We start from the raw sequence: 15,697 nt of genomic DNA on the forward strand, positions 1-15,697 counted from the left end.
CTCCTTGCTCAGACGCCGGGTTTGGGCCCGACGACGTTCGTGATCGTCCCGACCCCCTCGATTCCGGCTTCGACGACGTCGCCGGGATTGAGGAATCGGCCCGTACCCTGACCCACGCCGGCCGGCGATCCGGTAAACAGGATGTCGCCGGGCGCGAAACTGGAACGCTCTTCGACGAACTTCACCAGCTGCGCGACGTTCCACGTCATCTCGCCGGTATTGCCGTCCTGGCGCGTCTCGCCGTTCACCTTCAGGGTCAGGCGCAGCTTCGGGCTCCCCTCCGGGAACTCGTCGCGCGTCACGATCCACGGACCCACTCCCGTGCTGCGGTCCTGGCTTTTCGCCGCGAAGAGATCCATGCCGATGCCGGCCGGACCGCTGCGCTGCAGGTCGCGCGCCGATACATCGTTGCCCACGGCATAGCCGAGAACGCTGGCGAGCGGGTCTTCCGGGTCGACCGGCACATCCCCCACGATGACGACGAGTTCGACCTCGTGATCGAGTTCGTTCGTCAGCGGCGGATAGCGGATCGGATCATTGGCACCGATCAGGGCGCCGTAGGCTTTGAGGAACGCGATCGGCTGCGGGGGAGACTTCAGGCCGAAGTCGTCGGCCAAATGCTTCGCGTAGTTCGCGCCCGCGACGACGACCCGATTGACCGGCTCGATCGGCGGCAGCAGCCCTACCGAATCGAGCGGCCGGGCGTCGCCGTCGGGCGTCAGCAGCGAATGTGCTGCTCCGCCCTGCCCCGCGGCAATCGCGCGGGTCAGCGCAGGTCCCCAATCCGCGAAGCTGCCGACGATCGGGGTGACCGTGCGGGCTTCGGCATTGACGACGGCCCAGAATGGCGCGCCGCCATCGCTGCAGCGCGCGAGCTTCATGCCGCCACCTCGGCCTTTGCGACGGCGCCCACTTTCGCGGGGTCGAGGTGGAGCAGTTCGCAGGCATTCTTCCAGCGGATCTTCTGCAGATCCTCCTCCGAAAGGCGCAGGCCTTCGGTGAGGTCGTGACGCACCGCATCACTGCCTCCGAAGTTCGAACCGTAGAGGATGCGGTCGGCGCCGATGACGTCGATCAGCGCCTGACGCATCGGCAGTTCGTGCAGTTCCACGTCGAACCAGAAGTTGCGCATGTACTCCAGTACAGGCTTCTTGTTGTGGTACGTGTCGAGGTTGGGGTTGGTTTGCGCCAGTCGGCCGAGCTGATAAGGCACATAGCCGCCGCCGTGCGTGATATAGACCTTGAGCTTGGGGAAGCGGTCGAACACTCCGCCGTTCACCAGGTACCAGAAGGCCTTCGTCTCGTCGTAGTTCATGCCGACGATGGCCGTGGTTTCGTAGCGGTCGGTGTTGGCCTTCTTGCCCCACGTCACCGACTGGTTATAGCCATGCACGAACATCGGCAGGTCGAGGTCGCACAGGGCCTCCCACACCGGATCCATCTCAGGCGAATCGAACTCCAGGCCGCCGAAATTCGAACCACCCGCACCCAGACCCTTTGCGCCCAGTTGCGTGCACGCGCGGCGAATTTCCTTGGCCGCCTCTTTCGGATCCTGCAGGGGCGCCTGCGCCCAGAACATCAGCCGGTCGGATGCCGCCGAGCAGTATTCGGCGAGCACGTCGTTGACCTTGCGCGAGAACGGGATCGCGTAGTCGAGCTCCGTCCAGTACATGTAGCAATGCGAAGGCACCGAGACGACCTGGGCGTTCTGGCCGGCTGCATCCATCCCCGCCAGGCGGGTCTTGGGGTCGCGCCAGCGGCTCATGTAGTCCTGCACGTTCAGGGCATTGCCCTCGGCCTTCGCTTTGCGCAAGGCGGCTTTTCGCTCGGGCGCGCCGAGTGTGAGGATCCAGTCGCCGACGCGAAGCTTGATGTCGCCGTCGGGCTGCGATTCGAAAGCCGGCCCCCAATAGGGGTGCTGGTCGTAGTAATCCGGATGGGGGGCGTGGGCGTGAAGGTCGATGAGCATGTGGTGTCTCCCAGTGCAGGTTGGTGGAACCTGCCGAGTGCCGCAATCGCGGACGGGAGCATCGATGCGCCGGACGGACCTCGCCTGACTATCGGGGATTTGTCTCCTGCCTGCGACACTCGACCGGTGTCTTTGCAACGATGAGATTCATCATGCCAAACATAAACAGATTTTGCAAATCTGTTTATGTTTTTTCTTTTTCGCGGCGTCGAGAGCCCGTGGAACGTGTCGGCGCAGCCACCTCGACAGCCTCATCGCCCTTGGTGGCAGGAAAACCGATCAGCGAGCGCACGAGACGCTCGATGCGCGCAGTGCCTTCGTTTACGCGCTCATTGGGGACGAGCTGTTCGCTCAATACGTAGCGGATCAGCATTTCGCACACGAGCTCGCGATCGATGCTGATGCCGAGACGCCCATCCCACGCGTCGAACACGGCCCTGAGGACGTCCTGCAAGCGCACGCGCGCGTCGTTGAAGACGCGGCGAAAAAAGCCCATCGCATAATCGGGCGCCACCACCAGCAGACGCCGCGCCTGTCCGTGCGCCGCGTAGTGCTCCAGGTAACCGATCAGGGCACGAAATTTCTCGTCGGGGTCGTCGTAAGGGGCGGTCACTTCCTGCATCGCCCGGTGAAAACCCTCGCGTTTGTGGCGCGAAAACGCATCGAGCAGATCGTCCTGCGACGAGAAATAGCGGTAGAACGTGCCCCGCGAGACACCTGCGTCGTCGCACACGTCGATAATGGAAATGCGCTCGGCACCTCCCTTGAGGATGATCCTTTCCGTCGATGCCAGAATTCGTGCAATGGTCGCGTCCGAGCGGCGATTGCGCCGAGCGGACTCCATTACCGGTCCGTCTTCAGCGACTGTCTCGGCTTCGTCGTTCATGCGTGTGCCTTGGGAATGGACGGACCGCGGGGCGAACCGCAGGGCCCGTCAGAAATTCGATTCAGTATTCGCGCACCGGCACATCCGCCGGACGCGAGTTGTAGCCGGGCAAGTGCAGCCCGCCATCGACATGCAGCATTTCGCCGGTGACATAGCGGGACATGTCCGATGCAAGAAAGACCACTACGGGGCCGATGTCGAGTTCCGGATCGCCACACCGGCCGAGGGGGCGCATCGCGGCAGAGCGTTCGGCGAAACCGGGGTTCTCCGCGGCCAGCTTGTGGAAGGTCGCGCCCATCGCGGTCGGGGCGACGGCATTCACTGTGATGTTGAAGCGCCCCCATTCCGCCGCAGCACTGCGCGTGAGGCCGACGATGCCGCCCTTCGCCGTGTTGTAGTCGGCATGCAGCCACGCGCCGATCTCGACGTCGATCGAGTAGAAATTGACGATCTTCCCGCCCCCGCGCGCCCGCATGTGCGGCAGCGATGCCTGCATCGCCCACCACGACGCCTTGATCGTCGAGGTCAGCGTCTGCTCGAGCATTTCGTCCGTCTTGTCTTCGAGGCGCACGTTCGGCGTCGGCACGAAGGCGTTGTTCACGAGGATGTCCAGCCCGCCGAAATGGGCCACTGCCGCCTCGATCGCGCCCGTCACGGACGCCTTCTGCATCACGTCGGTACGCACGAACAGCGCCCGCCCGCCCAGCTCCTCGATCTCGCGCGCCACCAGGGCTCCAGTCTCTTCGTTGATCTCCGCGATCACCACGGCAGCCCCCTCGCGCGCGAAGCTGTGTGCCACGCCGCGGCCGATGCCGCCGCCGGCCCCGGTAATCAACGCAACCTTGTCCTTCAGCAAGCCCATTTTCGTCTCCTGTCGTTATTGCACACTATTTTTGTTATTGTACACTTTAAGAAGAAAGAAACACTCCCCAACGGAAGCCATTGCAATGCCCTCCTTTTGCCGACGGATCCAGCTTGAAGGCCGCCAGACCAGCGATGAGGGCGAAGTCCGTGCCGTCCTCGAAGACGACTTTCACCACTTCCGCGTCGCGCTGCGTCATCGCCTCGGCCGCGTGATCGAAATCTCCGCCGAGGCTCCGCGACATCCGTTCACCGAGTGCCCGAATGCCGCCGCACCGCTGAACGCACTACGCGGCATGCAACTGGACCCCATCGCCAGCGCAGTAACCCGCCATACCGACGCCAGCCTGCAATGCACGCATATGTTCGACCTCGCCGGCCTCGCGATCGCCGCAGCGGCGCGCGGCATCTCCCATCGCCGCTTCGACATCGAAGTTCCCCGTCATGTCGACGGCCGTTCGCACGCCCGTCTGGTCCGTGACGACGGCTTGCGGCTCGACTGGGAAGTGCAGGACCGTACGATCGTGTCCCCCTCGCCCTATGCCGGCGTCGACATGAGCCAGGGCATGGCGCGCTGGGCGCTGAGCAGTCTCGCGCCCGACGAGGCGGAAGCGGCCCTCGTGCTGCGCCGCTGTGCGCTGATCGCCCTCGGACGTCTGCGGGACATCGACAAGGACTTGCACGCCCGCCCGAGCGGCCGTTGCTTCGTGCAGCAACCCGAACGCGCGCCCCAGGCGATTCGCATCGTGGGCTCGACCTGGGACTTCACCGCACATCCGGAACGCCTTTGCCGCGACGACCAGTCCTGGCTCCACTCTTTCGCGGAGTAAGCACGCTGCAGATTTCGGCGCGACCGACATGCGGCGGATGCCGACATGCGATCGCGCCGAGTAGCACACCGGACGATCAGGGCCGGTTGGCCGCTTCCCAGGCTTTCAGATCGAAATCGGGGGCAGCGGCGGTAGCGGGCGTCAACGCCGGGGGGCGTGCGAGGATCTTGCGTGCGAACACGTGGTCGCCGGGGCGGTTGCAGGACTCGACCGCGATCAGCTCCTCCCCGCGGAAGCACAGCACCGAGAGCTGTTGCGCGGCGGCATCGCCCAGCGTCACGTAGTTGTCAGCCCCGATCGACAGACCGGCGATCTGCAGCTTGAGATTGCCCTGGTCGGTCCAGAACCAGGGCAGCGCTGTGTAGGGTGCGGGTTTGCCCACGAGGCGGGCCGCGATGAGCTTGCCTTGGTCGACGGCGTTCTGCACGGACTCCAGGCGCGTGAGATTTTCGCCGTTTTGCACGCACGGGAAGGCGGCGACGTCACCCAGCGCGGAGATGTGGGGGTCCGAAGTGAGGAGACTGGAGTTGACGCGAATCCCGTTATCGATGTCGAGTCCGGCCTCGAGCGCGAGCTGCACGTTGGGAATCACGCCGATGCCGAAGACGACCAACTCGGCAGGCAGACGTCGTCCATCCGATGTCGTCACGGCACTCACCTTGCCGTCCTCGCCTTCCAGCTCCGCCAGACCGGTACGGAAGTTGAACTTCACGCCCCAGCCTTCGTGTGCGGCACGGAAGAGCTCCGACATCTGCGGGGACACTGCCCGTGCCATCGGGCGGTCGCCGAGTTCAAGCACTTCGACCGCAGCTCCTTCGGCCGCCGCCACCGCAGCGAACTCCAGACCGATGAAGCCGGCACCGATCACGACGACGTTCCTGGCCTGCTTCACCAGCGGCGACAGGAAATCGGCATCCGCCTTGGTCTTGATGCCGAAGATACCGCCCAGCGTCGAACCCGGCACGTTGAGCGGCCGATTGTGGGCGCCGGTCGCGAGCACCAGATGGCCGAAGTCGAGCGCACTCCCCGAGTCGAGCATGACACGACGGTTCTGCCGATCGATCGCCGCTACCCGATCATGGACGAGCTCGATGCGCTGATCCGCGTAAAAGGTCTCCGGCCGGAAGAGCATCGCAGTGGCGTTGATCTTGCCGAGAAGGTAGGCCTTCGACAGGGGCGGTCGCTGGTAAGGCAGACCGGGCTCGTCGTTCACGAGCACGATGCGGCCCCCGAACCCTTCCTGGCGCAGCGAAATCGCCACTTGCACGCCCCCGTGCCCCGCCCCCACGATCACCACTGAATCGAGCGACATCTTCCCGTCTCCTTATCGTTTTTCAGATCGCCGTCTTCAGAACTGCGCAGCCGGCAGCCGCAGCGTGAGGCCGTCCATGTCCGCTCCGACGACCAGCTGGCACGTAAGCCGACTGGTAGGCTGGCGCTCGACGACGTTCTCCAGCATGTCGTATTCGGTACCTTCGGCGGGCGCAAAACGCCCCGCCCAGGCGTCGTCGACGTAGGCATGGCAGCTGGCGCAGGCGCAGGCGCCGCCACAGTCACCGGGAATGCCGGGAACGCCGGCAAAGGTCGCGGCCTGCATGGCCGACTGGCCGACGTCGGCGTGCACTTCGTGCCGGGTGCCGTTGTGTTCGATGAAAGTGATCGTGGGCATTTGTTGGCTCCGATGAGAGGGATGAAATCAGGCCCGCTGCACTTCGGCGTGCAGGGCAAACTGGGGACTGCGCCCGAGCGTCAGCAGCAATGACGCGCCGAGCAGGGTGGCCACGGTGCAATAGACGAGCATGGCAAAGTAGGTACCGGTGACACTCAGCATCGCAGCAAACATCAGCGGCGCGGCTGCCGACGCGACCGTGATGAGCCCCTGATGCACGCCGAACAACCGGCCGTAGTCCTTGAGGCCGAAGTAGCGTGCGATGAGGAAGGCCGCGATGTCGAATTCGGCGCCCGCGCCAAGTCCGACCAGCGCCGCTGCAAGACTCATGACGGCCGGATCGGTGGTTCCCGACAGGAAGATCAGACAACCCACCCCGGGCAGGGAAAGGCTCAAGGCTGCCACGCCGGGCGGCCACAGCCGGTCGAGCAGGTAGCCGACCACCAGGCGACCGCAAATCAGCGCAATGCCGAAGTAACCGAAGACCAGGGTCGCATCCGCCGCCGACAGCCCTTTGTCTCGCAACATCGGCACGGTACTGGTGACGAGGCCCACCACCGCCGACACGACCAGCGACAACGCCACGTTACAGATCCAGAATCGCGGCAGGAGCATTCCTTCCTGGAAGCTGACGCCGCTCCGCACCAGCGGCGGACCGTCGTCTGCCTTCGTGCCGCTTACCGGACGTTCGCCAGGCAGGCGGAACCACCATAGGGTCAGCGGCAGTCCCACCAGCACATTGAGCAGCGCCAGGATTACGAAGGCGGCCCGCCAGTCCCAGTTCTCGACCCCCCAGTCCAGTAGCCTCGGTACCAGCGCGGCGGTGATACCGGTGCCCGAAAGCCCGATCGCGAGCGCCAGTCCGCGGTTGCGGTGGAACCAGAGATTGAGGAGTTGCGTCCAGGTGACCGCCAGCGAACCCATGCCGATGATCGGGAGCAGGAAAAATGCTGCGTAGAGCGACCAGATCGAGCCGCCAATCTGCGTCGTCGCCAGATAGCCGAGCGCCATCAGCAGCAGCGAAATCACTGTCACGCGCTTCATGCCGAAACGCAGGTTGAGCCAGCCGACGAGTTGCAGGCCGAGCACGGCGCCGCCGAACAGAAAGGTGATTGCTGCTTGCAGCGAACCACGGTCCCAACCGAAAGCCTGCTCGAGGGGGATCACCAGGACGCCGAAGCCATACAGCAATGCGGCGTTGATGCTGATCGCCACCCCGATCACCGACAGAACAACGACCTGCCAGCCCTGCCTGAACTCGGTCAGATCGATCGCCGCGTGATTTCCGTTTGATGCCATTTTTCTACTCCGCTCCCCGTCCTGGCTCTCGTACCAGCCTCGTGCCGAAGGACAGAACGGGCACCGTCCGATCCGTAACCGGACCGGCGGCGCCCGGGTTGCCTAGAGGAAGATCGCAAGGTTCGGCGTGCCCAGCACCGCCTGGTCGAGAATGACTTCGCGACGCACGAGCTTGAATCCCTCGCCATCGACGCGCAGCAGATCGTTGCGCTCGCCGCTGATGACATCCATATCGGGAAAGTCGAATCGGCTGCGTGTCAGCAGCAGATAGCTCACGACCGCGAATTCGTCGGGCCTGTCGGTAGCGAATACCTGCACGTTGCTCACCATGCGGCGGGTGCGTGACGGGGGATCCTCGGCCCACGCGCTACGTGTCTCGGTGAGCCGCATGATGCGCCCCATGATCGAGCGGTAGTTGTCGTGGTAGTGCTGCACCGTGCGGATAACCGACTGGGCCTGCTGGGACATCGGGCGGGTCTGTCGCAGAGGCACGGTGTAGACCAGGTCGGGCGCAAGCGTCGCGCCCCACTCCTTGAGACGGATCGTGTCGAGCAGGGTCGCTTCCTGGTAGAGGAAGCCGACGATGCGGTTATAGACTTCGGCCCCGACCGGGATCGGGTTTCCGATGACGGGGGCGTTCTCGGCAACTTGTTGTGCGGCGCTCATGTGTCGCTCCTTCGAAGGTGTTGGGTCGGACCGGACGGCTCAGGCCTTGGCGTTCATCAGTTCGTTCCAGTACAGCCACCAGTGCCACTGGGTGTCGTCCTTGGTGAACCCTTCGTTGACGATGCCCGGCCCGGGCCAGCCGGCGGGGGCGCCGGTCTCGTACACCGCCTGGTACTTGAGGGTCGAGCGACGCCCGCGCGCGCCCTTGGCGGCGAGGGTCATGTGGGGCCAGGTATCGGAATCGTCCTGCTCGACCATGCCCGAGGTGCCGAACAACTGGATGCTCTGCATCAGCATCCTGTCCTTGAGCTCCTGCGGGGCATCCTTCTCAGCGAGCACCCAGTTCACGAACTCGAGTTGATCCGGCCCCTTCGGCACGTAGGCGTGCAGCAGCGTGAGGCCGAGCACGGAGCCGTCGGCCTGCGGGATGTACACGAACGCGAACAGCACGTTGGGGAAAATCCCGCCCACCTGCGGCGGCATCGACACCATCACTTCGAGCTGCTCTTCGCTCAGGTGCTTCCTGAGCTGAGGCAACATTTCACGCGTCATCCCCGGCGGCGGCAGTGCTTCGAGTTTCTGCTCCACCGTCAGCTCCGCCGGATCGAGGCCGGAGAGCTTCTTGATCTTGCGTCCGAGGTCGATGCAGCGCAGCGCATGGCCATGCGGCGAGCTCACCTCCACGCCGTACATCTCGGGCGACAGGTCCGCGCTGCCGCCGTCGCCACTCTTGGAGTAGTTGCCGACCTCACCGAGCCAGCGGTGCAGGGTCAGCGTGTGGTAGCCGTCGGCGGCCGACTGTTCGCCCGCGGCTTTCCAGTTCGCGCGCACGATGAAACGCTGCGGCGGGCCGAGCACTTCGAGCCCCTTGTCGCTGCGCTCGAACAGGGTGTCGAAGTACCATTTCGCATCACCAAGGAATTCTTCGAACGACGGTCCCTCCAGGTCCCAGGTCGCGAAAATGATGCCGCCGTAGAGCGTCACCCGTGCCTGCGGCAGGCCCAGGTCCTCCTTCGGCATCATTTTGCCGTGCATGCACTCCTTCTCGACAGGCGCTCCGATGAACTCGCCGCTCGGCTTGAACGCCCACCCGTGGTAGATGCACTTGTGAATCTGGGTATTGCCCGCGTCGACCGTCGAGATGCGCATGCCGCGGTGGGGACACACGTTGAGCGAGACGTGTATGTTCCCGTCCTTCGCTCGGGCGACGATGACCGAGTCCGACCCCATGTCGCGCACGACGAAGTCGCCGGAGTTGGGCACTTCGGATTCGTGCCCGAGCAGCAGCCAGGTCTTGCCGAAGACGCGATCCATCTCCAACTGATAGATCTCCGGATCCGACAGGGCCCGCATCTGGACTTCCCGCGTCGGGACGCGAACCAGATCGGACAGCGGCGTGCCGTCCGCCAACGTGTAGCTTGCCTTGGTCAACATTGTCATCTCCTGTGGAGTGAAGCCGTCCGTAAGGACGACCCTCGTTCGATGGGCCTGACGGCCACTTCTTGTGGGTTGTTCAATTGCTCGGGCACCGGTGTTCGGCACCCTGTACGTCGGCAGCCGTTGCCCACCGGCTGACGTCCTTATTGCGAAGGCCTGCGTCTTCCCGTCACGGCTTCGTCACGCGCGTGCGCAACGTGCCGATCGCCTCGATCTCGAGTTCGACCACGTCACCCGGTTTGAGATAGCGCAGCTGCTCGAGTCCGCAGCCGTTGCCGACCGTGCCCGAGCCCAGCACTTCGCCCGGATAGAGCGTTTCCGAGCGGGAGATGTGCGCGATCACGTCCGCGAAGGTCCAGCGCATGTCTCGGGTAGTGCCACGCCCCCATTCCTCACCATTCACGCGCGCGATCATCTGCAGGTCGTAAGGATCGGGCACCTCGTCCGCAGTGACGAGGCAAGGCCCCATCACGTTACCGGTATCGAAGTCCTTGCTCTTCGCCGGGCCGAGCATGCCGGGCATCTCGAGGGCCTGCGCATCGCGGGCGCTCATGTCGTTGAAGATCGTGTAGCCAACGATGTAATCGCGCGCCTTGTCGCGCGGCACGTCCTTCCCCTTGCGGCCGATGTAGCACGCCAGCTCGAGTTCGAAGTCCATCGCCTTGCTGTACGCCGGCCACACGACGTCGTCGTCGGGACCGATCACCGCGAAGCGATTGCACTTGTAATAGATCGGCTGGCGATTGAAGGTCTCGATGACGCGTTCGTCGGCGCGCGTGTTCATCTGCCGCAGCGCCTCCTCGGGGTCGGGCAAGTGCGCCACGCGGGCGCGCCGCGCTGCGGCGAAGCTCTGTCGCAGGTGTAGCTCGAAACAGGAGCAGTCGCGCATCTGCGGCGGCGGCTGGATGGGGGCGCACAGTTTCACGCCCTCACGCGCGATGACCGCCGCCGACGGAGCTTTCCGCACCAGGACGCGCGCCGCTGCAAGTGCCTCCTCACCGGCCTCGACCAAACCGAGCACGCTCGCGAAGATGGGGGACCCATGGCCGTTTACGACTTCGCAAGCCGTGGCGAGGTCGACGATCGCCGAATCCGATTCGATCAGCGCGCCGGCACGCTGAAAGCCGTGAGAGTCACGATATGTGACGAGTCGCATCTATTGTCTCCTGTCGGGGACTCGTCCCGCTCGATGCGGGCGAATCCTCTTTTCTTCGAGTTCTGCCCCTCCCCACGGGAGAGGCGCTGGCGGTTGCTACACCCGGCCGCTCACCGGCACGCAGGCTCCGGTGACGGCTGAGGCGTCATCCGAGAGCAGGAAGGCGATTACCGCGGCGAGTTTGTCCGGCGCCACCCAGCGGCTGGCATCGGCGTCCGGCATGTCGGCGCGGTTGGTGGGGGTATCGATGATGCTCGGCAGCACCGCATTCACGGTGACGCCACGGTCCTTGAGCTCTTCGGCAAGTGATTCGGTCAACCGCGCGACGCCGGACTTCGATGCGGCGTACGCCGCCATCCCCATTCCGGCCTTCTGCGCGGCCAAGGCGCCGACGTTCACGATGCGCCCCGCCCCACGCGCCAGCAGATGCGGCAGAGCCGCCCGGCAACTCGCTACGGCGGTACGCACGTTCATCGTGTACAAGCGATCCCAGGTCTCGAGCGCTCCGCCTTCGATCGGCTCCCACGCGAAGCCACCGGCCACATTCACCACGCCGTCGATGCCACCAGCAGCCACACGCACGCGCGCATAGGCTGCCGCGCAGGCCGCTTCGTCGCTCAGGTCGACCTCGCCGAGCACAACCGCGACGCCTGCAGGCAGGCCGCCAGCGGGCGCCGCCGCACGGTCCACAAGCGTGACGTGCGCACCGTCTTCCACGAGGCGCTGCGCGACCGCGCGACCGAGCGCGCCGAATCCACCGGTTACGACGATACTTCTGGCTTCGAGTCGAGTACTCATGGGATCAGAGTTCCTTGTATGGCCTCCGCGTCGTTGCACGCTGGCAGGCAGGTTCTTGCGACAAACTTTAGACAGATTTTTCACTTCTGTCTATATGTGCATGTAGAATCCCGCTTGACCGATCGTCAAATCGTCGAGAGCGCGCAGAACATGACCCGAAAACTTCCCCTCCTTACCGAGGACAACACCCCGTTCTGGCAGGGCGGCGCGCAGGGGCGCCTGCTCATACATCATTGCGCGGACTGCACGCGCCTCTTTCATCCGCCCGCCCCGATCTGCCCGCACTGCGGCAGTTTCGAGGTGGCACCCCGGGCGGTCTCGGGCAAAGGCAAGGTCCTGAGCTACACGATCAATCACCTGGCATGGCGCCCCGACCTCATCGAGCCGTATGTCGTGGCGATCGTCGAACTCGCGGAACAGGCCGGCCTGCGCTTCGTCACGAATATCGTGGGACTTCCCGCCGAGGCGGTGCATATCGACATGCCCGTCAGGGTGCGCTTCGAGCAGCACGAGGACGTGTGGCTCCCCCTCTTCGAGAAGGACGCATGATGTTCGACCGAATCTTTGAGAAGGACGTCGCCATCACCGGTGTCGGCCAGTCCGCGGTGGGACGCCCGGTTGCACGATCGGGCATGCGACTCACGCTGGACGCTTGCCTCGAAGCGATCGCCGACGCGGGACTCAAGCGCGCGGACATCGACGGCGTGGCGTGTTGGCCGGGCGACAACAACAATGGCGATGCCTTCTCGCCCGTCGGCCCCAACGCGCTGATCGGCACCCTCGGCCTCCAGGTCAACTGGTACGGAGGGGGCTACGAAGGCCCCGGACCGCTCGCAGGCATCATCAACGGCGCGATGGCGATCGCATCCGGCCTGTGCCGCCACGTGCTGGTCTTCCGCACCATCACGGAGGCGAGCCGCCGCAAGGTCGACAAGAATGCCAGCGCCCTGACGAACAAGACGATCGGACGCGACAGCAGCTTCTTCTGGCAGTGGTACACGCCATTCAATGTGCTCTCCGCGATCAACCTCATGGCGCTCTACACCCAGCGCCACTTTCACGAATACGGCACGACGCCCGAACAACTCGCCCAGATCGCCCTCACCTGTCGCACCAACGCCGCGCTGAACCCCAAGGCGATCTACCGGACGCCGCTCTCGCTCGATGACTACTTCGCCTCGCGCATGATCTCGACTCCCCTGCGCATGCTCGACTGCGACGTCCATTGCGACGCCTCGACCGCGATCATCCTTTCGCGTGCCGACGTCGCCAAGGACGGGCCGAATCCACCAATCCGCCTCGAAGCGATCGGTGCCGCCCTGCACCAGCCCTGGTCGTGGGACCAGATCGACCTCACCGCGACTGCCGCGCGCGATGTCGGCGAAATGATGTGGGCGCGCACCGATCTCAAGCCCAAGGACGTCGGCTCAGCCCAGCTCTACGATGGATTCTCGATCCTCACGATGATCTGGCTCGAAGCGCTCGGGCTATGCCCGCGCGGCGAAAGCGGCCGCTTCGTCGAAGGTGGCCACCGCATCGCCCGCGACGGCCAGTTGCCGATCAATACCAACGGCGGCCAGCTCTCCGGTGGACGCACGCACGGTCTGGGCTACGTTCATGAAGCCTGCTCGCAGCTGTGGGGACGCGCGGGCGAACGACAGATCGCGCCCCATCACGTTTCAGTGGTTGCGGCAGGCGGTGGACCGCTGGGCGGCAGTGTGTTGCTGGTCCGTGACTGAGCCCGGCCACGGTCGCAGGCAGATTCCTTCACAATCAGATTTACTGTCCAGTTTTCGACTATTCGGAGGGGAGCATGGCGATAAGAACACTCGTGATGGGACTGTTCGTTCTTGCGAGCACCTGGCTGCCGCCGGCAAGCGCGGCCGAAGCGGTTACGGGCAGCCAGGTGTCAGCGCCGGCCTCCGCCGCACGCGCGCAGGCTTTGCTGCAGAAGGCCACAGCCCGACTTCGTACCGTCGGCGACCAGGCATTGGCGGAATTCGGCCGGCAGGGCGACTTCATTGACCGTGAGCTCTATGTGTACGTGCTCGACATGGACGGCACCATGCTGACGAGCGGTGGCTCGTCCACGACCTTGATCGGCCGCAAGGTTTCCGAGATGCGCGACGCCAGCGGAAAGGCCTTCTTCGCGGAGATGCTGAACAAGGCGCGTACCGATGGCCGCGGCGAAGTCGAGTACCGCTGGGTCAACTGGACCGACAACACCGTGCAGCGCAAGCATGCGTTCTTCGAGAAGGTCGGCGAACGAGTGGTCGCGGTCGGTTACTACATCAGCCGCTCGTCCCCGGACCAGGCGCTGGCCTTCCTGGAACAGGCCGTTGCGGCGATGAAGGCCGCGCCCGCCAGCGCAATTGCCGAATTCAACCGCATCGAAGGCCGCTTCGTGCAAGACGATCTCTACGTGTTCGTGATCGACCGGAAAACGGGACGCTTCGTCGCCCACGGCACGATGCCGCGCCTGGTCGGCTCCGACGGTCGGGACCTGTACGACCAGGCCGGCACGCCCATCGTTCGCAAGATGCTCGAGCAGACCGCGAACCGACCGCGAGGCGAACTCGACTACCTGTGGAAAAACCCGGTCACGAAAAAAACAGAGGAAAAGCACACGCTGTTCGAAGTCGTCGGCGACCACATCATCGCGGTGGGCTACTTCAAACCCTGAGGGCCATTTCCCCTTGTCCTAAGCGCGCCCGGCTGTCGCCTTTTCGTCGTCGCCGTAGTATTCTGCGGACAGAATTTAATTCTAATACGCAAACACAAAACCGTTTTGCGTGCAGATTCTCCGGCTCACGGATGGACACCCTTCCTAAGGCGCCTCGCCTCGGGCGCACTCGAGGAAGACGTCTCCCGCTTGCCGACCGGGACGCCTGCACGACGGACGGAGGAGACAAGGGATGGACACCACACAAGAGGATGAAACCGCAGGCCGGTCTTCAAGCGGAGTCACCGTCAAGCCTGTCGTCAATGCGGTGCGGATCCTGCGCTTTCTGACGGAGACCGACACCCCGGAGCGCGCGGCGGACATCGCCCGGCAGTTGTCGATCAACCCCAGTACCTGCTTCAACATCCTGCGCACACTGGCCGCCGAGGACATGGTTGCTTTCGATCCCGCGTCGAAGACCTATTCGCCAGGCCTGGGGCTCGCCAAACTCGTAGGACACCTCGTAACACAAGGCCAGCGGCTCGATATCGCGCGCCCACTGCTGCAACAATTCGCCGCCCGCTTCCATGTCACGGTCACCCTGTGGCGCCAGATGGGATACGACCGCATCGTGCTGGTGAGTTCCGAGGCAAGCCCGACCGATCTGCGCATCGACATGGCGATCGGTCAGCGCCTGCCCATCTTCATGGGCGCCAGCGGCAGACTGTTCGCGGCGGAGGTGGATCTCGACCCGACCGCGATGCGCGCCGCATTCGACAAGATCCGCTGGGCCCGACCGCTGGAGTTCGACGAGTACTGTCAGCAGGTGCAGTTCGCCAGGGAACACCAGTGGGCGATCGATGACGGCTACTTCTCGGCCGGCATCATGGCTATCGCGGCCCCCGTGCGCGATCGCGCCGGTGCCATTGCCTTTGCCGTATCGGCGGTGATGTTCCGGGGCCAGTACATCGGGGCCGACGCGGACAAGCTCGGAAGCGAGGTGCGCAAACTCGCGGACAAGCTGTCGAACCTGCTGTTTTGAGGGTCGTCGCGAGGGCTACCGGCGGTCCTTGAGCAACCCTTTTTGCGGCCCCCGCGACACGTCCCGCAAAAATAGTGACACTTTTTCGTTTTCTGTGCATAATCATCTCGCAGGCCTCGATGGCCCCGAGCAGATGAGGAGACACGCCATGAGCGAACAGAACGAAAAACTTCACAAGGTTATTGTCGATCGCAGCCGCTGCTGCGGTTACGGATTGTGCGCGGCCCTGTGCCCCGACGTGTACAAGCTGGACGGCGACGGCATCGTCTATCTCGACAGCGAGTTCGTCCCCGCCGGCCAGGAAGAGGCCGCGATCGAGGGGGCTGCCGCCTGTCCCGCCGAGGCGATCCGCGTCGAAGCACCGGGCGCCTGAGCTCTTCGCCGGACTGGTAGCGCGAAAAGCGCTGGAACCGCCCACTTCG

17 protein-coding genes are annotated in these 15,697 nt (G+C 64.4%); 6 read left to right on the forward strand and 11 right to left on the reverse strand.

Annotated elements, in window-relative coordinates; genetic code table 11:
* Positions 1-8: 8 nt before the first annotated feature.
* The 4 genes from CDA09_RS13610 to CDA09_RS13625 form a co-directional block, all read right to left on the reverse strand.
* Positions 9-881, reverse strand: coding sequence for a fumarylacetoacetate hydrolase family protein (locus CDA09_RS13610; protein ID WP_050416113.1), 873 nt, complete (start codon positions 879-881; stop codon positions 9-11).
* A complete protein-coding gene (locus tag CDA09_RS13615; protein ID WP_050416114.1) occupies positions 878-1,969 on the reverse strand; it encodes an amidohydrolase family protein in 1,092 nt (363 codons plus the stop codon). The genes CDA09_RS13610 and CDA09_RS13615 overlap by 4 nt, the downstream gene beginning before the upstream one ends.
* Positions 1,970-2,153: 184 nt before the next feature.
* A complete protein-coding gene (locus CDA09_RS13620; protein ID WP_050416115.1) occupies positions 2,154-2,855 on the reverse strand; it encodes a TetR/AcrR family transcriptional regulator in 702 nt (233 codons plus the stop codon).
* A 61-nt stretch (positions 2,856-2,916) separates the two neighbouring features.
* Positions 2,917-3,717 carry an SDR family NAD(P)-dependent oxidoreductase gene (locus CDA09_RS13625; RefSeq protein ID WP_026296017.1) on the reverse strand — a complete coding sequence of 267 codons (801 nt, stop codon included), beginning with the start codon at positions 3,715-3,717 and terminating at the stop codon, positions 2,917-2,919.
* An 85-nt stretch (positions 3,718-3,802) separates the two neighbouring features.
* Here CDA09_RS13625 and CDA09_RS13630 point away from each other — a divergent pair, with 85 nt between their 5' ends.
* Positions 3,803-4,546, forward strand: a complete 744-nt coding sequence (locus CDA09_RS13630; RefSeq protein WP_050416116.1) for a DUF2889 domain-containing protein — start codon at positions 3,803-3,805, stop codon at positions 4,544-4,546.
* Between the two features lie 76 nt (positions 4,547-4,622).
* Here CDA09_RS13630 and CDA09_RS13635 read toward each other — a convergent pair whose 3' ends face one another.
* The 7 genes from CDA09_RS13635 to CDA09_RS13665 form a co-directional block, all read right to left on the reverse strand.
* Positions 4,623-5,858: an NAD(P)/FAD-dependent oxidoreductase gene (locus CDA09_RS13635; protein ID WP_050416117.1), complete on the reverse strand. Its 1,236-nt coding sequence runs from the start codon at positions 5,856-5,858 to the stop codon at positions 4,623-4,625.
* Positions 5,859-5,894: 36 nt separating this feature from the next.
* On the reverse strand, positions 5,895-6,215 hold the full coding sequence (locus CDA09_RS13640; protein WP_018990617.1) for a 2Fe-2S iron-sulfur cluster-binding protein: 321 nt from the start codon (positions 6,213-6,215) through the stop codon (positions 5,895-5,897).
* Between the two features lie 27 nt (positions 6,216-6,242).
* Positions 6,243-7,514, reverse strand: coding sequence for an MFS transporter (locus tag CDA09_RS13645; protein ID WP_121429179.1), 1,272 nt, complete (start codon positions 7,512-7,514; stop codon positions 6,243-6,245).
* Positions 7,515-7,616: 102 nt separating this feature from the next.
* Positions 7,617-8,180, reverse strand: coding sequence for an aromatic-ring-hydroxylating dioxygenase subunit beta (locus CDA09_RS13650; RefSeq protein WP_018990615.1), 564 nt, complete (start codon positions 8,178-8,180; stop codon positions 7,617-7,619).
* Between the two features lie 39 nt (positions 8,181-8,219).
* On the reverse strand, positions 8,220-9,614 hold the full coding sequence (locus CDA09_RS13655) for an aromatic ring-hydroxylating dioxygenase subunit alpha (RefSeq protein WP_050416120.1): 1,395 nt from the start codon (positions 9,612-9,614) through the stop codon (positions 8,220-8,222).
* Positions 9,615-9,786: 172 nt separating this feature from the next.
* Positions 9,787-10,773, reverse strand: a complete 987-nt coding sequence (locus tag CDA09_RS13660; protein ID WP_050416121.1) for a fumarylacetoacetate hydrolase family protein — start codon at positions 10,771-10,773, stop codon at positions 9,787-9,789.
* A 96-nt stretch (positions 10,774-10,869) separates the two neighbouring features.
* Entirely contained in the window at positions 10,870-11,571 is a 702-nt protein-coding gene (locus CDA09_RS13665) for an SDR family NAD(P)-dependent oxidoreductase (protein ID WP_018990612.1), read from the reverse strand.
* 114 nt (positions 11,572-11,685) lie between these two features.
* Here CDA09_RS13665 and CDA09_RS13670 point away from each other — a divergent pair, with 114 nt between their 5' ends.
* From CDA09_RS13670 to CDA09_RS13690, 5 genes are all read left to right on the forward strand, one after another.
* Complete coding sequence (locus tag CDA09_RS13670; protein WP_217351248.1) at positions 11,686-12,120, forward strand: Zn-ribbon domain-containing OB-fold protein; 435 nt, start codon at positions 11,686-11,688, stop codon at positions 12,118-12,120.
* Positions 12,117-13,310 carry a thiolase family protein gene (locus CDA09_RS13675; RefSeq protein WP_018990610.1) on the forward strand — a complete coding sequence of 398 codons (1,194 nt, stop codon included), beginning with the start codon at positions 12,117-12,119 and terminating at the stop codon, positions 13,308-13,310. Before CDA09_RS13670 ends, CDA09_RS13675 begins: the two co-directional genes overlap by 4 nt.
* 74 nt (positions 13,311-13,384) lie before the next feature.
* Positions 13,385-14,254, forward strand: coding sequence for a cache domain-containing protein (locus CDA09_RS13680; RefSeq protein ID WP_121429180.1), 870 nt, complete (start codon positions 13,385-13,387; stop codon positions 14,252-14,254).
* A 232-nt stretch (positions 14,255-14,486) separates the two neighbouring features.
* Positions 14,487-15,275: an IclR family transcriptional regulator gene (locus tag CDA09_RS13685; RefSeq protein ID WP_121429181.1), complete on the forward strand. Its 789-nt coding sequence runs from the start codon at positions 14,487-14,489 to the stop codon at positions 15,273-15,275.
* A 148-nt stretch (positions 15,276-15,423) separates the two neighbouring features.
* A complete protein-coding gene (locus CDA09_RS13690; RefSeq protein ID WP_018990607.1) occupies positions 15,424-15,648 on the forward strand; it encodes a ferredoxin in 225 nt (74 codons plus the stop codon).
* Positions 15,649-15,697 lie beyond the last annotated feature (49 nt).

Source organism: Azoarcus sp. DN11, from assembly GCF_003628555.1.
Classification (GTDB): Bacteria; Pseudomonadota; Gammaproteobacteria; order Burkholderiales; family Rhodocyclaceae; genus Aromatoleum.

Coding starts and splice junctions, on each gene's coding strand:
- CDA09_RS13690 (WP_018990607.1), top strand. CDS start 15,424: ATGAGCGAACAGAACGAAAAACTTCACAAGGTTATTGTCGATCGCAGC.
- CDA09_RS13685 (WP_121429181.1), top strand. CDS start 14,487: ATGGACACCACACAAGAGGATGAAACCGCAGGCCGGTCTTCAAGCGGA.
- CDA09_RS13645 (WP_121429179.1), bottom strand. CDS start 7,514: ATGGCATCAAACGGAAATCACGCGGCGATCGATCTGACCGAGTTCAGG.
- CDA09_RS13665 (WP_018990612.1), bottom strand. CDS start 11,571: ATGAGTACTCGACTCGAAGCCAGAAGTATCGTCGTAACCGGTGGATTC.
- CDA09_RS13660 (WP_050416121.1), bottom strand. CDS start 10,773: ATGCGACTCGTCACATATCGTGACTCTCACGGCTTTCAGCGTGCCGGC.
- CDA09_RS13640 (WP_018990617.1), bottom strand. CDS start 6,215: ATGCCCACGATCACTTTCATCGAACACAACGGCACCCGGCACGAAGTG.
- CDA09_RS13680 (WP_121429180.1), top strand. CDS start 13,385: ATGGCGATAAGAACACTCGTGATGGGACTGTTCGTTCTTGCGAGCACC.
- CDA09_RS13625 (WP_026296017.1), bottom strand. CDS start 3,717: ATGGGCTTGCTGAAGGACAAGGTTGCGTTGATTACCGGGGCCGGCGGC.
- CDA09_RS13655 (WP_050416120.1), bottom strand. CDS start 9,614: ATGTTGACCAAGGCAAGCTACACGTTGGCGGACGGCACGCCGCTGTCC.
- CDA09_RS13635 (WP_050416117.1), bottom strand. CDS start 5,858: ATGTCGCTCGATTCAGTGGTGATCGTGGGGGCGGGGCACGGGGGCGTG.
- CDA09_RS13630 (WP_050416116.1), top strand. CDS start 3,803: ATGCCCTCCTTTTGCCGACGGATCCAGCTTGAAGGCCGCCAGACCAGC.
- CDA09_RS13610 (WP_050416113.1), bottom strand. CDS start 881: ATGAAGCTCGCGCGCTGCAGCGATGGCGGCGCGCCATTCTGGGCCGTC.
- CDA09_RS13675 (WP_018990610.1), top strand. CDS start 12,117: ATGATGTTCGACCGAATCTTTGAGAAGGACGTCGCCATCACCGGTGTC.
- CDA09_RS13620 (WP_050416115.1), bottom strand. CDS start 2,855: ATGAACGACGAAGCCGAGACAGTCGCTGAAGACGGACCGGTAATGGAG.
- CDA09_RS13650 (WP_018990615.1), bottom strand. CDS start 8,180: ATGAGCGCCGCACAACAAGTTGCCGAGAACGCCCCCGTCATCGGAAAC.
- CDA09_RS13615 (WP_050416114.1), bottom strand. CDS start 1,969: ATGCTCATCGACCTTCACGCCCACGCCCCCCATCCGGATTACTACGAC.